Origin of the sequence: Bartonella kosoyi, from assembly GCF_003606325.2 — a bacterium.
Lineage (GTDB): Bacteria > Pseudomonadota > Alphaproteobacteria > Rhizobiales > Rhizobiaceae > Bartonella > Bartonella kosoyi.
The window spans coordinates 1,377,944-1,395,923 of sequence record NZ_CP031843.2 but is presented as its reverse complement, the minus strand read 5'-3'; the positions used below and the strand labels follow the sequence as shown (position 1 = coordinate 1,395,923).

The following is a 17,980-nucleotide window of genomic DNA, read 5'->3' as shown; positions in this document are numbered from 1 at the left end:
GCGTTAAGGATAGTATTATGACAGATAATGCTTTTGCTTCATTCCATGAAAAAGAAAAATTATTGAAGCAATCATCCCTCCTTTCATTACGTTCTCTTCACGATGCTGCCGTAAAACTTACTGGTTTAAAATATAATTCAACTGCCTTAGATACACAATCTCTTGTTAATCTTCTCATTTGTCAAACGATGCGCAATCGTCGTATCATGCTGCCTCCTGTACGCATCCATTTACGTGTTGCTAGTCAAACTGGTAATGTACCTATTAAAATCCGTCTAGGAGCAACAAATATTTAATTATACAAACCTTTTCTAAAAGAATTATTTAATTATTGCACCATCATCTACAGTCTTAGAAAATCCTTTGATAGACATACTTCTTTATTAAGTCGTAGGAATTATATTTATGGCTTTTTCAATTATCCAATATCTTCAAGCTTCCAATCAAACTATTTTTTAAGGACACAAAAAATACCAAATATTTTTCTACTTTTTGATTTAATAGCAAAAATTATCCTTGATATATTTCTGAAAAAAATGATCCTTACATGGGATGAAAGCTTATCATTTTAGAGGTTATTGTAAAAATACAATAAAAAAAATCCTTTTAATAACGATTTCCTCTACAACAAACACGCCGTAAAAAATAAAATCACTTTCAGAGATGTAACTGGCTTTTTTAATTATTTTCATTGCTTCTAATGATCAAGATACACGAAATTCTTCTTTAGCATCTCATCGGCCTCGCATACCTTCAGCAGAGATTATCCATAAATCATCCTCAATCTAATTCTCACAAATATAAAGCAATAGATGTTTACGAATACCTGTAAAAACAAACGAACATAAAGTTAAATGTGTTATGTGTTGTTTAGCAAAGTTTTTTATATAAAAAGCAGGCTCTTCTCTTCAGTCCATTACTGGTAAATTTTGTGTTTTATGGAGTTATTTTCTTAAGAGAAGCCCATGCTCTTTCTATTGTCTACAAATCAACATCCAAACCCAAACCAACCGCATGTTTGGGATAAATATTCCGACGACTTAGTGTTTTTTCTTCTGTTGCAGCTTTTGGTATGGCAAATGGGAGCGATATTGCATATCTCTTGTTTGTATAATCTCTGAAACAAGTAGAAAACCTAATTTTGGAAAAATATGAAGTTTTAAAATCCTCTAGCCTTGCCATCTCCTTTTAATGCAGCTTTACGGCTTTCAAAAGTATCTAAAGAAATATTCTTTAAATAAGGGAGATTATGCGTTGTCTCATGCTTTTATTTATCGCATTCTCTAATGCTGTCACAACTTTCACATAAAATAAAGAACCACTGGATTGCTCATTCATGAGAATTTTGACAAATATTTTTTTATGTATACGTTTTTATTTCTTTTATTTTTTTGGGACAGTACAGGATTTATAAATAAAGTTGGAGAATAAGCTTTTCTAAGATAGCTCTTAATTATTGCAAATTAGAGTTTCTTTTCAAGGTATTTTTTTATCATATCAGCTGTCCAAAGATCTTTACTTTTAACTTTTAAAGCTCTCTCATACCTCACCACAATTATTCAAATTTAAAACAAATTTGCCTTGAATACTAGAGTATAATCCTCATTCCTTAAACGATATTGCTCTGAAAACTTTTAAAAGCCATAAAATCCAGCTAAAAATTAGTGACAAATTAATCATTCGTTTTGCTTTACGTTTTTTTATTTTTTCCAATAAGACTGTTTTCTTTTTAGAAACAAATCAAACAGATATAAGCGATACTCTCCTTCCAGTCTTGCATGTAAAAGCTGTTACTCGTTTAGAAAGCACAAATCCGTTTCAAATTTATCTTAAGCACGCTACTGAATTAAATTTGAATTTTGATTGATAAGCAACAAAAAACAAAAATTTTCTTAGGAAGAAAAAATGCTGTTCTTCCCCGACGAGTCCAGTTATGGATTGAAAAAATATTTCAGCCCCTAATAAGAGACTACACTCTTAACAAGATATTGCATTCACTGCGAGGCCCCCTTTACTTGTTTCTTTATAGCGTTCACTCATATCATGGCCCGTCTGACGCATTGTTTCTATACAAGCATCAAGAGAAACAAAATGTTCCCCATTACCATATAATGCAAGAGAAGAAGCCGTTACTGCCTTAACCGCCCCCATTGCATTACGCTCAATACAAGGAACTTGGACAAGACCTGCAACCGGATCACACGTCATTCCCAAATGATGCTCAAGCGCAATTTCCGCTGCATTTTCAATTTGAGCCGGCGTTCCACCTAACGCTGCAGTCAACCCCGCCGCAGCCATTGAAGATGCCGTTCCAACTTCACCTTGACATCCAACTTCTGCACCAGAAATAGAGGCATTATGTTTGATAACACCGCCAATCGCTGCTGCCGTCAATAGGAAATTATGTATTCCCTCTTGATCTGAATCATCATTAAACTGAAGATAGTAACGTAAAACTGCGGGGACAACACCAGCGGCCCCATTTGTTGGAGCGGTAACAACACGACCACCTGCTGCATTTTCCTCATTGACTGCCATAGCATAGACTGACAGCCAATCATTTGCCCAAAGTGGATAATTAAAATTTTTCTTTTGATTTTTCAAAAGCGTTTCATGCAGCTTTTTAGCACGCCTTAGAACACGTAATCCACCAGGCAACTCACCTTCTTGTGAAAGACCTCTATCAATACAATTTGTCATCGCTGAAAAAATTTCATCAAGTCCTGCATCTAGAAAAGAACGCTCAATCTTTGTTTCTTCATTTAAGCGCTTCATTTCAGCAATCGAAAGTCCGGATTTTTCCGCCATTGATAACATTGTACGCGCAGAATCAAAAGGATATGGCACCTCAAATGCTTCTGGTTGTATATCACCATTTATATGGTTTAATTCATCCTCAGTCACAACAAAGCCACCCCCGATAGAATAATAAATCTGCCGCAATAGGATATTCCCACCCGTATCAAGTCCTTCAAATGCTAACCCATTTGTATGTCCAGGTAAGATTTCTTTTCGTTCAAAAATAAGATCATGTTGCAAATCAAACTGATAAGCGGGATGCTCTTCTGGTTGCACTTTTTTTTCACGGATAACTTTTTCTAACAGAAATTCCATATTATCAGGATTAACAGTCGACGCTTTTTCTCCTAAAAGTCCTAATACAATAGCTCTATCTGTCGCATGACCAATACCCGTGAAAGCTAAAGAACCGTAAAGATAAACACGTATACGAGAAACTTGAATATCGGATGACTGAGAAAAATCTCGTATCTTTTGCAAAAACATATTAGCAGATGTCATCGGCCCCATCGTGTGTGAGCTAGAAGGACCAATTCCAATTTTAAAAAGTTCAAAAACAGATAAAAACACGTATCACCTCAAAACTATAGTATGGTTTGAGCATACGCTTTTTATAACGTTTGTCTCGTTTAAAATCAAATTGCGAGATAAACTAAAAAAATGACAGCAATAAACACGAATGTCGCTCGTCTTGCTACCACCCAACACTTTCTTTCTATAGTGCTTTCCATAGTCAACCTTTAAAATGAACAATACCCCTAGAGTCATCACTCTCTTAACTTTTGAAGCCTAGTAAAATAAGTGTTAATATGCAAGACTAGAATTTAATGAGAATGTGAAATTTTCACCGGAAATACTTTTTATAATATAGTAAGTCATTCAAAACGTATACTTAATTACACAAAATATTTTATGGATATGCTTCAATGAAACGTACAAAGTTTTCTAATGGTTCTCGTTCTGTCTCAAAGTTATTTTCTGGAGCATTCATATCGCGATAACCAAGTGCCATACCACAGATAACATGGCGATCAGAAGGAATCGATAAAAGTGTACGAATCTGTTTGTGATAATCAGCAAAAGCTGCTTGAGGGCAAGTATCCAATCCAAATCCCCGTGCTGCGAGCATAATAGTCTGCATAAACATCCCCAAATCAAGCCAACTCCCCATTTCCATGTCATGATCCATTGTAAACAAGAGTCCCACGGGTGCATCGAAAAATAAAAAATTTCGTGCTTTTTGAAGAAGCATTTTTTCTTCATCACCTTTTTGAATTCCAAGACTCTGATAAAGATCCAAACCAACTTTCCGACGCCTTGAAAGATAAGGCTCACGCCATTGACGTGGATAATAATGATATTCACGTTCTCCTTTTACACCTGAAAGCACAAGTTGTGAAAGCTCTTGCCCTACTTTATGTAATACACTTCCCGTAAGAACAATCACTTGCCATGGCTGAATATTTGTTCCAGATGGTGCACGTGCTGCAAGTTTTAAAATTTCTTTGATTATTTCCAAACTAACGGGCTGGTCAGTAAAAGCGCGAATTGATTTTCGCGATAAAATGGATTGAAAAATACTCATGGGAGAAACTGCCATTGTCTTTGCTTTCTTTAATTGAAAAATATTTTTTGCTTATTAAGGACAATATATTGCGAAAATACCTTTGCTGCTTTTTGCGCACGCTCTATTTTTTCAAATGACTTACACATTTCACGCAGTGTTAAAGACCATCTACCTATTAAGATAGCACAACCTATCTCTTTTAATAGAAAGAAAATTTTCCAAAAATAGATGAAATAAATTTCATAATTAACGATTATCCCCCAACTCTGCTAAGCTCTCAAAAAAATTCTCCTCAATTCGTTCTAAATCCTGTAGAAGATCATCAATATCATGCTGTATCTTCTTTAAATCAGCTCGCTTTTTATGAATTTCTGCAATTAACTTCTTAAGCTTTTTCTCATCATCAGGTGGATCTCCAACCATAGACAATATCTCAGATATTTCAAACAATGAAAATTTAACTCTTTTAGCACGTAGTATTTGTTTTAACTTATGACGGTCCGTTTGTGTATAAAGCCACGTACTTCCACGCCGTAAAGGAATAAGAAGCCCTTCTTCTTCACAATAACGCAAAGTCCGAGCTGTTATTGAAAACTCACGTGTCAATTCTCTAATTGAATAATATTCGTACATTTTAGCATTCTGTTTTCATAGACCGCATTGTTATAAGAAATATGCCTGTTTTTTATAAAATTTTAGTAAGCACCCTATCCTCTACTTTCCCGCATTCTAAAATATAAAGACATATATTCTTATCATAAGACTTTCTAAATCTTTGCAGAAAATATCAATCAAAAAATTTTCTTAAAATTCAAAATTAATCGTTATTTCACTTATAGATCATCCTCTCTTTTTCTTGAAATATGGCTTTTAGGCTTTACATATCCTGAAAAGAATTTTCTATACTGCCTTTAGAAATAAGAAAACTTTAAAATGAAGCAACAAAAAAGATAAGCATTATTAGAAAATAATAAACGACTATCGGCTTATAATTTTTTATGATTATTCTGGGGAATATGTGACTTCTACGTTTTGATATAAAAAACGTCTGAACCTCTATTCAGACGTTTTTTTATTATGTGACATTGTCTCTAAATTATTCAGCAACGGTTTCGGCTGTCATATTTGTCAACATAGCCTTAGCTGCTTCGTTATTACTAGACTTACGTTGTTCATCTACAATTAAATCATCACGAACTGCTGCAATACGACGAATTTGAGAAATCGTACCGCCTGTACCAGCAGGAATAAGACGACCGACAATAACGTTCTCTTTAAGTCCTTGCAAAGTATCAATTTTGCCAGAAACCGCCGCTTCGGTCAGAACGCGCGTTGTTTCCTGAAACGATGCTGCTGAAATAAAAGAAGGCGTTTGAAGAGAAGCTTTTGTAATTCCAAGAAGAATGGGATTACCAGATGCGGGTTTCTTCCCTTCTGCAATCAAATTATCATTGATTTCATCAAGTTCAATACGATCAACATTATCACCTGGAATATAACCAGAATCTCCAGATTCAGTAATTTCAACCTTTTGCAACATTTGACGAACAATCACTTCAATATGCTTGTCATTGATAAGAACCCCCTGCAAACGATAAACTTCCTGAATCTCATTAACAAGGTAAGATGCCAAAGCTTCAACACCCTTAATCGCTAAGATATCATGAGGGGCTGGATTACCATCAAGGATATAATCACCCTTTTCAATTTGATCGCCTTCTTGGAAGTGAAATAACTTACCTTTTGGAATCAAATATTCTACTGGCTCAAGAGTTTCATCATTTGGTTCAATAATAATACGGCGTTTATTTTTATAACCACGACCAAATCGAATTGTACCACTGACTTCTGCAATAATCGCATGATCCTTTGGACGACGCGCTTCAAAAAGTTCTGCCACCCGTGGTAGCCCCCCTGTAATATCTTTCGTCTTAGCACTTTCCATCGGCAAACGAGCAATAACATCACCAGCTTTAACATAAGCACCAAGCTCAACAGAAAGAATAGTTTCCACTGACATCATATAACGAGCTTCACCTCCCTTATACAATTTAGCAATGGACTTACCTTCTTTATCTGCGTGGATGATAATGGCTGGTTTGAGCTCCGCACCACGTGGATTAGCACGCCAATCAATCACCAAACGTTTCGTAATCCCCGTAGATTCATCAGCAGTTTCAGTGACTGATAAACCATCGACCATATCTTCAAAACCCACATAACCTTCAACTTCCGTTAAAACTGGACGTGTATAAGGATCCCATTCTGCTATACGCTGGCCACGTTTAACCACATCACCATCATCAACAAAAATATGCGCACCATAGCTAACACGATGCACAACGCGTTCTTTTCCTAACTCATCCTTGATAAGGATAGCCATATTACGTCCCATAACAACCAAATGACCTTCAGAGTTACGAACTACATTACGATTACGAATTTCCACCGTACCTTCATAAGATGCCTCTAAATACGATGAATCAACAACTTGTGCAGTTCCTCCTAAGTGGAAAGTACGCATAGTCAGCTGCGTTCCCGGCTCACCAATGGATTGAGCAGCAATAACACCAACGGCTTCTCCCTGATTAACCGGTGTTCCACGCGCCAAATCACGACCATAGCATTTTGCACAAACACCAAGACGTGTTTCACATGTTAAAGCAGAACGAATTTGAACAGATTGAATTCCGGCTTCTTCAATCTTCACGACATCAGCCTCCTCAATCATCGCTCCACCTTCAAGAATAACCTCTCCAGAGACAGGATGTAAAATATCAACAAGGGCTGTACGACCAAGAATTCGTTGCCCAAGAGAGGCAACAATTTGTCCTGCATCAACAATCGGCTGCATCGTAAGCCCTTTTGCTGTACCACAATCAACGGCTGAAATAATAGCATCCTGTGCAACATCAACAAGGCGCCGTGTGAGATAACCAGAGTTTGCAGTTTTTAACGCAGTATCCGCAAGACCTTTACGCGCACCATGGGTAGAGTTGAAGTATTCGTTAACAGTCAGACCTTCCTTAAAATTTGAAATAATAGGTGTTTCAATAATTTCACCCGATGGTTTTGCCATCAATCCACGCATACCAGCCAATTGCCTCATCTGATTAGCTGAACCACGAGCACCAGAGTGTGACATCATATAGATTGAATTCATAGGCCGTTGACGACCTGTTTTAGGATCAAAATCGACGGCTTGAATTCGTTTCATCATTTCATCCGCAACACGGTCTGTACATTTACCCCAAGCATCCACAACCTTATTGTATTTCTCACCCTGTGTAATCAAACCATCATTATATTGCTGTTCGTATTCCTTTGCCAAGGCTTCTGTTTCTGCAACCAAACGTGACTTGCTATCGGGAATAACCATATCATCCTTCCCGAATGAAATTCCTGCACGACAAGCATAAGAAAAACCAAGCTGCATAATACGGTCACAAAAAATAACCGTCTCTTTTTGTCCACAGTGGCGATAAACGTGATCAATCATTTTAGAAATATTCTTTTTTGTCATTTCTTGATTGACAATATCAAATGAGATACTCGAATTTTTTGGCAAAAGCTCACCGATAATCAAACGACCAGGTGTTGTATCATAAAGTTTAGCAACTTCTTTTCCATCCTTACCAATATTCTTAACGCGGCCTTTAATCTTCGTATGAAGCGTTACAACCTTGTTTTCCAAGGCATAATGAAGCTCACCTATATCAGAAAAAGCCATTCCTTCACCGGGTTCTTTTTCAGAAACAATCGAGAGATAATAAAGTCCAAGAACCATATCCTGTGATGGAACAATAATAGGGGCTCCATTCGCTGGATGAAGAATATTATTGGTCGACATCATCAAAACACGGGCTTCAAGTTGTGCTTCAAGAGAAAGTGGAACGTGAACCGCCATCTGATCTCCATCAAAGTCCGCATTAAAAGCAGTACATACCAATGGATGAAGTTGGATAGCCTTCCCTTCAATTAAGATAGGTTCAAAAGCCTGAATTCCTAAACGGTGTAATGTTGGGGCACGATTGAGTAAAACAGGATGTTCACGAATAACCTCATCTAAGATATCCCAAACTTCTGGATGCTCCTTCTCAACAAGCTTTTTTGCTTGTTTTACAGTTGAGGAATATCCTTTTGCATCAAGGCGCGCATAAATAAAGGGCTTAAATAATTCAAGGGCCATTTTTTTGGGAAGACCACATTGATGTAATTTTAATTCAGGACCTGTCACGATAACAGAACGACCCGAGTAATCAACACGCTTTCCAAGTAGGTTTTGACGGAAACGGCCTTGCTTACCCTTTAACATATCTGAAAGAGATTTTAACGGACGTTTATTGGCTCCCGTAATCACACGCCCACGCCGTCCGTTATCAAATAATGCGTCAACAGCTTCTTGCACCATACGTTTTTCATTACGCACAATAATCCCAGGAGCACGCAATTCAATCAGCCGTTTCAAACGGTTATTACGATTGATAACACGCCGATAAAGATCATTGAGATCTGATGTTGCAAAACGTCCACCATCAAGTGGAACCAATGGACGTAAATCCGGTGGAATAACCGGAATTGTTTTCATAATCATCCATTCTGGCTTATTCCCAGATTCAAGAAAATTTTCAACGATCTTAAGTCGTTTAATCAATTTTTTCTGCTTTAACTCTGAAGTTGTTTCAGCTAATTCGAGACGTAAATCATTGGCGATTTTATCGAGCTCCATACTCGCTAAAAGCTCGTAAATAGCTTCAGCGCCAATCATCGCTGTAAACTGATCTTCTCCAAACTCATCAATCGCAAGCATATATTCTTCTTCAGAAAGAAGCTGATGGAGTTTAAGAGATGTCAACCCTGGTTCGGTTACAATATAATTCTCGAAATAAAGAACACGCTCAATATCTTTTAAAGTCAAATCTAAAAGTGTAGAAATACGACCCGGTAATGATTTCAGAAACCATATATGCGCAACAGGTGCTGCCAGCTCAATGTGTCCCATACGCTCACGACGTACGCGCGAAAGGGTAACTTCCACACCACATTTTTCACAAATAATCCCCTTATATTTCATGCGTTTATATTTACCGCATAGACATTCATAGTCTTTAATCGGGCCAAATATACGTGCACAAAAAAGACCATCACGCTCTGGTTTAAAAGTCCGATAATTAATAGTCTCAGGCTTCTTAATCTCACCATAAGACCAAGACAAAATTTTCTCAGGACTCGCAATCGAAATACGAATAGAGTCAAATGTTTGCGCTGGCGCTTGAGGATTGAAAAGATTCATGACCTCGTGGTTCATGCTGTTCTCCTTCAAAGATTCTTAGAACCTGTTGTAATATCTCATTCATTTTGTAACAGATCTTCTTTAAAATACATTGACTTTCAAAAATGATCTGTACAACCTTCAATAAGGTTATTGAGCCTCTTAAAGTAATCAGAGCGCAACCTTTTTCCCGTGCGCTCCTTGGATTATTGTTCTGCCGTATCAGATAACACACGCTGTGCAATAAGTTCACGCGCATCATCAAGTTCTACATTGAGAGCAAGTGAACGCATTTCTTTCACCAACACATTAAAGCTCTCAGGGATACCGGCTTCAAATGTATCATCACCACGCACAATCGCTTCATAGACTTTCGTCCGACCAGCGACATCATCCGATTTTACTGTCAACATCTCCTGCAAAGTATATGCAGCACCATAAGCTTCAAGAGCCCAAACCTCCATTTCACCAAAACGTTGACCACCAAACTGTGCCTTACCTCCCAATGGTTGCTGCGTAACAAGTGAGTAGGGACCAATAGAACGTGCATGAATCTTATCATCAACAAGGTGATGCAATTTCAACATGTAAATATACCCCACCGTTACTGGACGATCAAAAGGCTCTCCCGTACGACCATCATAAAGCGTAACCTGCCCTGAACTATCTAGTCCCGCATCTTCCAGCATCATGTTGATATCAGACTCATGTGCTCCATCAAAAACAGGCGTTGCAATTGAAACCCCTTTCTTCATCTGAAGTGCTAATTTATAAAGGCTTTCGTTATCATACTGACGAACAGGTTCATTATGATTATCATCAGGCATAAGATTTTCAATACGCTGACGTAAAGGAAGTATATCCCCAGTCTCTTGATATAATTCCAACAAATCACCAATCTTTTTGCCCATCCCCGCACATGCCCAACCAAGGTGCGTCTCAAGAATTTGCCCAACATTCATACGGCTAGGTACACCAAGCGGATTTAAGACGATATCAGCATGCGTTCCATCTTCAAGAAAGGGCATATCTTCTACGGGAAGAATACGTGAAACAACCCCCTTATTCCCATGTCGTCCCGCCATCTTATCGCCTGGTTGGATTTTGCGCTTCACAGCCACAAAAACCTTTACCATTTTCATGACACCAGGAGGCATTTCATCACCTCTTTGGACCTTTTCAACTTTATCCATAAAGCGACGTTGTAATGCTTCTTTTGATTCATCATATTGCTTACGCAAAGCTTCAATTTCATTTTGAAGCTTTTCATCCTCAACTGCAAATTGCCACCACTGCGAGCGTGGATAACGTCCCATTACCGTACTATCAAGCTTTTTGCTCTCCGAAAAGCCTTTCGGACCTTCTACAGCGACTTTACCTGTCAACATATCGGTAAGGCGCGCATAAACATTGCGATCAAGAATCGACTGTTCATCATCACGGTCTTTTGCTAAACGCTCAATTTCTTCACGTTCAATGGCCATAGCACGCTCATCTTTTTCCACACCATGGCGATTAAAAACGCGAACCTCAACAACAGTACCAAACGTCCCAGGAGGCATACGCATAGAAGTATCACGAACATCAGATGCCTTCTCACCAAAAATTGCTCGCAGAAGCTTTTCTTCTGGCGTCATGGGACTCTCACCCTTTGGTGTAATCTTTCCAACCAAAATATCACCCGGTTGAACTTCAGCACCAATATAAATAATGCCAGCTTCGTCAAGATTCCTTAATGCTTCTTCCGCAACATTAGGAATGTCGCGCGTAATTTCCTCAGGCCCAAGTTTTGTATCCCGTGCTGCCACTTCAAATTCCTCAATATGAATTGAAGTAAACACATCATCAGCAACAATGCGCTCAGATAACAAAATAGAATCTTCATAGTTGTATCCATTCCAAGGCATAAAGGCGACAAGAACATTCCGCCCAAGAGCCAAATCACCCAGATCCGTGGATGGGCCATCTGCAATGATATCACCCTTTTCTACCCGATCACCGACATGCACAAGAGGGCGCTGATTAATACAAGTGGACTGATTAGAACGCTGAAATTTTTGTAAGCGATAAATATCAACCCCTGATTTTGAAGGATCTAAATCTTCTGTTGCACGGATAACAATACGGGTCGCATCAACTTGATCAACAATACCACTGCGTTTTGCACTTACAGCAGCTCCTGAATCTCGTGCAACAACAGCTTCCATTCCCGTACCAACAAATGGTGCTTCAGCACGTACAAGAGGAACTGCCTGACGCTGCATGTTTGATCCCATCAACGCACGATTCGCATCATCATTTTCCAAAAAGGGAATAAGCGCAGCTGCAACTGAAACCAACTGTTTTGGTGAAACATCCATCAAATCAACATGATCGCGCGGCGCCATTAAAACTTCACCAGCATGACGGCAAACAACAAACTCTTCTGTAAAACGGCCTTCACTATCTAATGAAGAATTCGCTTGAGCAACATAATGCTTTGCTTCTTCCATTGCTGAAAGATAAATAACTTCTTTGGTAACTTTACCATCAATAATTTTACGATACGGGCTTTCAATAAAACCATATTTGTTAACCCGGGCAAATGTTGCTAAAGAGTTAATGAGACCAATATTGGGACCTTCTGGTGTTTCAATAGGACAAATACGACCATAATGCGTAGGATGGACGTCACGAACTTCAAAACCCGCACGCTCACGAGTCAACCCCCCTGGACCAAGGGCAGAAAGACGGCGCTTATGGGTGATTTCCGACAATGGGTTGGTTTGATCCATAAATTGCGACAATTGAGAAGATCCAAAAAACTCACGAACGGCTGCTGCTGCAGGCTTTGCATTGATTAAATCCTGCGGCATCACTGTATCAATTTCAACCGATGACATACGCTCTTTTATCGCACGCTCCATACGTAGCAAACCAATGCGATATTGATTTTCCATCAACTCCCCAACGGAACGAACACGACGATTGCCAAGATTATCAATATCATCAATTTCACCACGACCATCACGTAATTCAACCAACATCTTAACAACAGCAAGAATATCTTCTTGACGCAAAACGCGAACGGTATCTGGACAATCAAGATCCATACGCAAATTCATCTTAACACGTCCAACAGCTGAAAGATCATAACGCTCTGGATCAAAAAACAATGAATGAAACATTGCTTCTGCTGTATCGATTGTAGGAGGCTCACCTGGACGCATTACTCGGTAAATATCAAACAATGCATCCTGTCGACTTTCATTCTTATCCACTTTTAAAGTATTGCGGATATAAGCGCCAATATTCATGTGATCAATATCAAGAATATTGATTTGATCAGCACTAACATCAAGCAAAATTTTCAATACTTTTTCGTCAATTTCATCGCCTGCTTCAAGGTAAATTTCACCTGTTTCGTAATTGACGATATCTTCGGCAAGATAACACCCTAATAAATCATCTTCACTAACTTTAACCGCCTTGAGTCCCTTTTCTGCCAAAGACTTCGCGGTACGAACTGTTAGCTTTTTACCAGCTTCCGCAACAACTTCACCACTCTCTGCATCTATAAGGTCAGAAATGAGCTTCATTCCTTTAAAGCGATCAACAGAATAAGGAACACGCCACCCCTCTCCATCACGCTCATAAGTTACTTTATCATAAAACATTGACAAAATATCTGAGCCATCCATACCTAATGCCATTAACAGACTGGTCACAGGAATCTTGCGCCGCCGATCAATACGCGCATAAATAATGTCCTTAGCATCAAACTCAATATCCAGCCAAGAGCCACGATAGGGAATAACACGAGCAGCAAAAAGAAGCTTTCCTGATGAATGAGACTTGCCCTTATCATGGTCAAAAAAGACACCTGGAGAACGATGCATCTGAGAAACAATAACACGCTCCGTACCATTAACAATAAAGGTACCATTGGTCGTCATTAAAGGCATATCGCCCATATAGACACCCTGCTCTTTAATGTCTTTGATATCTTTGGAGCCAGTATCCTCATCAACATCAAAAACAATCAAACGCAATATCACCTTCAATGGGGCTGCATAAGTTAAATCACGTTGACGACATTCTTCAACATCAAATTTTGGTAAATCAAATTCATAACCAACAAACTCAAGCATAGCTGTACCGGAAAAATCAGAAATAGGAAATACCGATTTAAAAACAGCTTGCAAACCTTCATCTGGTCGTCCACCTTTTGGTTCCTCAACCATGAGAAACTGATCATATGACGCTTTTTGAACCTCAATAAGATTCGGCATCTCTGCTACTTCAGGAATCTTACCAAAAAATTTGCGTACCCGCTTACGACCATTGAATTGAGACATCATTGCGTGAGTCTGAGCCATCGTCGCTCCTTGATCCTTACTCTTCAAGGTAGACCAACCTTGAAAGTTTTATATCATTAACCTGCATATGCAGACCAGTTCACCTGACACCCAATAACGAGCATCATTAACTTTCCTCACCAACACAAGCCTTTTTTAACTTGGCTCTATGATGAGAGATGAGTAGCTCAACCCTATACCCACTATTGCGATTAAACCGTTGGTAAAAGGTTTTTTTACTCATTACTTTTCCTCTTTTTAGAGAAAGAAAATCGGCGAACATAAATGTCCGCCGATAAAATTAAATTTATTTAAGTTCAACTTTAGCACCAGCAGCTTCAAGTTGAGATTTAATTTTCTCTGCTTCTTCTTTAGAAGCCCCTTCTTTAATAGGCTTAGGTGCTCCTTCAACCAGATCTTTCGCTTCTTTAAGACCAAGTCCTGTCAGAGCACGAACTTCTTTAATAACATTAATTTTTTGCGCGCCACCTTCAACAAGAATAACATCAAATTCTGTTTTTTCTTCAGCAGCTGGAGCAGCACCACCAGCAACAGCAGCGACAGCTACAGGAGCAGCAGCCGAAACACCCCACTTTTCTTCAAGTAACTTAGAAAGCTCAGCAGCTTCCAAAAGAGTTAGATTAGAAAGGTCTTCTACGATCTTCGCTAGATCAGCCATTTTTAAATTCCTTTAATTAAAAGATTTGAACCATTATTAAAACTTATTCAAAAAAACAGAAAAGCTTTAAAGCTCTTCCATCAACGTGAATATAAACAGCCTTAAGCCGCCTTATCCTCCTGAGCATATGCTCCAATGACACGTGCAACCTGACCTGCAGGTGCATTAACAACCTGTGCAATACGGGTGGCAGGAGTAGAAATCATACCCACAAGTTTTGCCCGCAATTCGTTTAATGAAGGCAATGAAGCCAATGACTTCACAGCGTCTACAGTTAAACTTGTTGCGCCCATTGAACCGCCAAGGATGACAAATTTGTCATTGCTTTTTGCAAAATCAACAGCAACTTTTGGTGCTGTGATTGGATCTTCTGAATAAGCAATAAGGGTTTGTCCTGTAAATAAACCCGCTATCGATTCAGATTCCGTGCCCTGAAGAGCGATTTTAGCAAGACGGTTTTTGGCGACTTTAACGGCACCGCCAGCTTCACCCATTTTCGAACGCAAATCGTTCATCTGTGAAACTGTCAGACCGGAATAATGTGCAACAACAACAGAACCAGACTTTTGAAAAGCCTCGTTAAGCCATGTAACAAATTCGCGTTTTTCCGCTCTATTCACTGTCTCTCTCCATTTAACAGATTTGCTTAAAACAAACCTGTTGGTTACCTTTGATAACATAAAAACACTTCATGTTACCGATGAGGATCCTGTCCCCTTTTTCACGCACAGCGTTCAAAGGCAACCTTGGCTCAAACCCTTTAAGTCTTTTAACTCTCAGTTTTTACACCAGTCTCATGCAGGTTTTTTTGATTAAGATACTTAAAGCATCACCTACAATCTCGGACAGGATATTCCGGAATTTCTCCCGGTACAACCTAAGCTCTATAAAGCTTAGATAGCTAAATGCCAGTGAAAACCGACATTTAAAATATAATTTTGATCGTCACTTACCTCAAAAAATTATCAATCAGCTTATACTGACTCTGAACGAACCGTTGCTGGATCAACTTTAACACCAACTCCCATCGTTGAAGAAACAGCAACGCGCTTAATATACTCCCCCTTTGCACCTTGCGGTTTTGCTTTAATAACTGCACTTGCAAAGGCTTTAATATTCTCCACGATTTTTTCAACGCCAAAAGAAGCCTTCCCAATACCAGCATGCACAATCCCAGCTTTTTCAACACGAAACTCGACAGCACCACCTTTAGAAGCTTTGACAGCACCAGCAACATCAAGTGTTACAGTCCCAACTTTTGGATTTGGCATCAAACTGCGTGGACCAAGAATCTTACCAAGACGACCAACAAGAGGCATCATGTCTGGTGTTGCAATGCAACGATCAAAGTCAATCACCCCCCTATTAATGCTTTCAAACAAATCTTCAGCCCCCACAACATCCGCTCCTGCTGCCTTAGCTTCCTCAGCCTTATCTCCACGAGCAAAAACGGCAACACGAATATTTCTTCCCGTGCCATTTGGTAAATGAGCAACACCCCGAACCATCTGATCAGCATGACGAGGATCAACACCCAAGTTCATTGAAATTTCAATTGTTTCATCAAACTTAGCTACGGCACGCTCCTTAACCATTGAAACAGCATCTTTTAAAGCGTAAAGTTCATTAAAATCAATATCTTTTCGGATATTTTTTATTCTCTTTGCTACTTTTGCCATAATATTAGCCCACCACTTCTAAGCCCATCGAACGCGCAGAGCCTTCAATCATACGCATCGCTGCCTCAATGTCATTTGCATTAAGATCCTTCATCTTTGATTCCGCAATCGAACGAATTTTATCGCGAGAGATACTTCCTACAGACACCTTACCAGGCTCCTTTGAACCAGATTTCAGCTGCGCTTCTTTCTTTAAAAAGAACGACACAGGAGGTGTCTTGAGAGAAAACGTGAAAGACTTATCTTGGTAATATGTAATAACAACTGGAATCGGTGCCCCCTTTTCCATTTCTTGTGTGGCTGCATTAAACGCCTTACAAAATTCCATGATATTAATACCACGTTGCCCAAGAGCCGGACCAATTGGTGGAGATGGAGTAGCAGCCCCTGCAGGAACCTGCAACTTAAGCTGACCTATACTTTTTTTTGCCATAATAACCTGCCTTCAATTTCACTGGTATACGAACAATTTATCTTGCTTTCTACCCGCTGCAGTGATGTGGTACGGATCATTAAGCCGACAAAAGCCATAAATCACCTCCCACTCCTTCCTTAAAGTAATTAAAACTACTCTAAGACTCATCAGAGTTTTTCAACCTGACCAAATTCCAAATCAACAGGCGTAGGACGCCCAAAAATGAGGACCTCAACCTTAAGACGAGAGCGCTCTTCTTCAACCTCTTGAACAATTCCATTAAACGAAACAAAAGGACCATCAGCAACGCGAACTTGCTCTCCAACCTCAAACAATACAGAAGACTTTGGAGACTCAACCCCTTCCTGAACTTGTTTGAGAATTTGCTCAACCTCTCGATCAGAAATCGGAACAGGACGCGCATCCGATCCTAAAAAACCTGTCACTTTAGGCGTATTCTTAATAAGATGATAAACTTCATCAGTTAATTCAGCACGAACAAGAACATAACCAGGAAAAAATTTTCGTTCAGTATCGACTTTACGTCCGCGGCGAACTTCTACAACACGCTCCGTTGGAACAAAAATTTTTTCAAACAGATGATCAAGTCCTTTTTGCTTTGCCTCCTTATCAATAGCTTCCGCTACTTTCTTTTCAAAATTTGAATATGCCTGAACAATATACCAACGAGCCGCCACAGTCACACTTCCTTACATTCTCAACCAAAAAGATATTTCAGAAGATCAATAACCCGCCAAACACCAAAATGCATAACCTGATCCACAATAAAAAAGAAAGCCGAAGCCAATGCGGTTACCAACAAAACCATAACAGTAGAAATAACCGTCTCGCGACGCGTAGGCCACTTTACTTTAACTGTTTCTGCATAAACTTGCTTCAAAAAGGCAATTGGATTGGTTTTAGATGCCATCGTCACACTATACTCTCTCGCCCTATTACACTCTCTTTTAGCGCTATTGTGTTTTATCCAACAAAATGAATACGAAAAAATGCAAAAGCCACCTTTTAGACTGATGCAATTCTTTACTCTCTATTCAATAGCGTTTCACACACAAAAAAACAAGCCCTAGATAAAAAAAAGAGAAAAAGACAGCAAGATCCGCTCCCCCATATCTAAAATCCTATTCCCCTCTGGCAGGGGCAGCAGGACTTGAACCCGCGACCTGCGGTTTTGGAGACCGCCGCTCTACCAACTGAGCTATACCCCTAAA

Annotated in this window: 12 protein-coding genes and 1 tRNA gene; 1 reads left to right on the top strand and 12 read right to left on the bottom strand. The window is 39.2% G+C overall.

Going from position 1 to position 17,980, the window contains the following annotated elements; all coding sequences use genetic code 11:
- The first annotated feature begins 17 nt into the window (after nt 1–17).
- Nucleotides 18–296: a hypothetical protein gene (locus tag D1093_RS06000; protein WP_005773650.1), complete on the top strand. Its 279-nt coding sequence runs from the start codon at nt 18–20 to the stop codon at nt 294–296.
- A 1,681-nt stretch (nt 297–1,977) separates the two neighbouring features.
- Here the strand turns inward: D1093_RS06000 and D1093_RS05995 are convergent.
- From D1093_RS05995 to D1093_RS05940, 12 genes are all read right to left on the bottom strand, one after another.
- Nucleotides 1,978–3,369: an L-serine ammonia-lyase gene (locus D1093_RS05995; protein ID WP_120101332.1), complete on the bottom strand. Its 1,392-nt coding sequence runs from the start codon at nt 3,367–3,369 to the stop codon at nt 1,978–1,980.
- A gap of 340 nt (nt 3,370–3,709) precedes the next feature.
- Entirely contained in the window at nt 3,710–4,399 is a 690-nt protein-coding gene (locus D1093_RS05990; RefSeq protein WP_120101330.1) for a nitroreductase, read from the bottom strand.
- Between the two features lie 213 nt (nt 4,400–4,612).
- Nucleotides 4,613–4,999: a MerR family transcriptional regulator gene (locus D1093_RS05985; protein WP_120101328.1), complete on the bottom strand. Its 387-nt coding sequence runs from the start codon at nt 4,997–4,999 to the stop codon at nt 4,613–4,615.
- A gap of 463 nt (nt 5,000–5,462) precedes the next feature.
- Entirely contained in the window at nt 5,463–9,674 is a 4,212-nt protein-coding gene (gene rpoC, locus D1093_RS05980; RefSeq protein WP_120101326.1) for a DNA-directed RNA polymerase subunit beta', read from the bottom strand.
- 170 nt (nt 9,675–9,844) lie between these two features.
- The gene (gene rpoB, locus D1093_RS05975; protein ID WP_120101324.1) at nt 9,845–13,996 is read right to left on the bottom strand and encodes a DNA-directed RNA polymerase subunit beta; all 4,152 of its coding nucleotides are present in this window, start codon (nt 13,994–13,996) and stop codon (nt 9,845–9,847) included.
- Nucleotides 13,997–14,282: 286 nt separating this feature from the next.
- Complete coding sequence (gene rplL, locus D1093_RS05970; RefSeq protein ID WP_005773658.1) at nt 14,283–14,654, bottom strand: 50S ribosomal protein L7/L12; 372 nt, start codon at nt 14,652–14,654, stop codon at nt 14,283–14,285.
- Nucleotides 14,655–14,755: 101 nt separating this feature from the next.
- A complete protein-coding gene (gene rplJ, locus D1093_RS05965; protein WP_012231475.1) occupies nt 14,756–15,274 on the bottom strand; it encodes a 50S ribosomal protein L10 in 519 nt (172 codons plus the stop codon).
- Nucleotides 15,275–15,628: 354 nt separating this feature from the next.
- On the bottom strand, nt 15,629–16,333 hold the full coding sequence (gene rplA, locus D1093_RS05960) for a 50S ribosomal protein L1 (protein WP_120101322.1): 705 nt from the start codon (nt 16,331–16,333) through the stop codon (nt 15,629–15,631).
- A 4-nt stretch (nt 16,334–16,337) separates the two neighbouring features.
- The gene (gene rplK, locus D1093_RS05955) at nt 16,338–16,766 is read right to left on the bottom strand and encodes a 50S ribosomal protein L11 (RefSeq protein WP_005773661.1); all 429 of its coding nucleotides are present in this window, start codon (nt 16,764–16,766) and stop codon (nt 16,338–16,340) included.
- Nucleotides 16,767–16,915: 149 nt separating this feature from the next.
- Nucleotides 16,916–17,446, bottom strand: coding sequence for a transcription termination/antitermination protein NusG (gene nusG, locus D1093_RS05950; RefSeq protein ID WP_005773664.1), 531 nt, complete (start codon nt 17,444–17,446; stop codon nt 16,916–16,918).
- Nucleotides 17,447–17,466: 20 nt separating this feature from the next.
- Entirely contained in the window at nt 17,467–17,679 is a 213-nt protein-coding gene (gene secE / locus D1093_RS05945) for a preprotein translocase subunit SecE (RefSeq protein WP_005773665.1), read from the bottom strand.
- Between the two features lie 222 nt (nt 17,680–17,901).
- Nucleotides 17,902–17,977 (bottom strand) — tRNA-Trp (locus D1093_RS05940).
- Nucleotides 17,978–17,980: the final 3 nt, after the last annotated feature.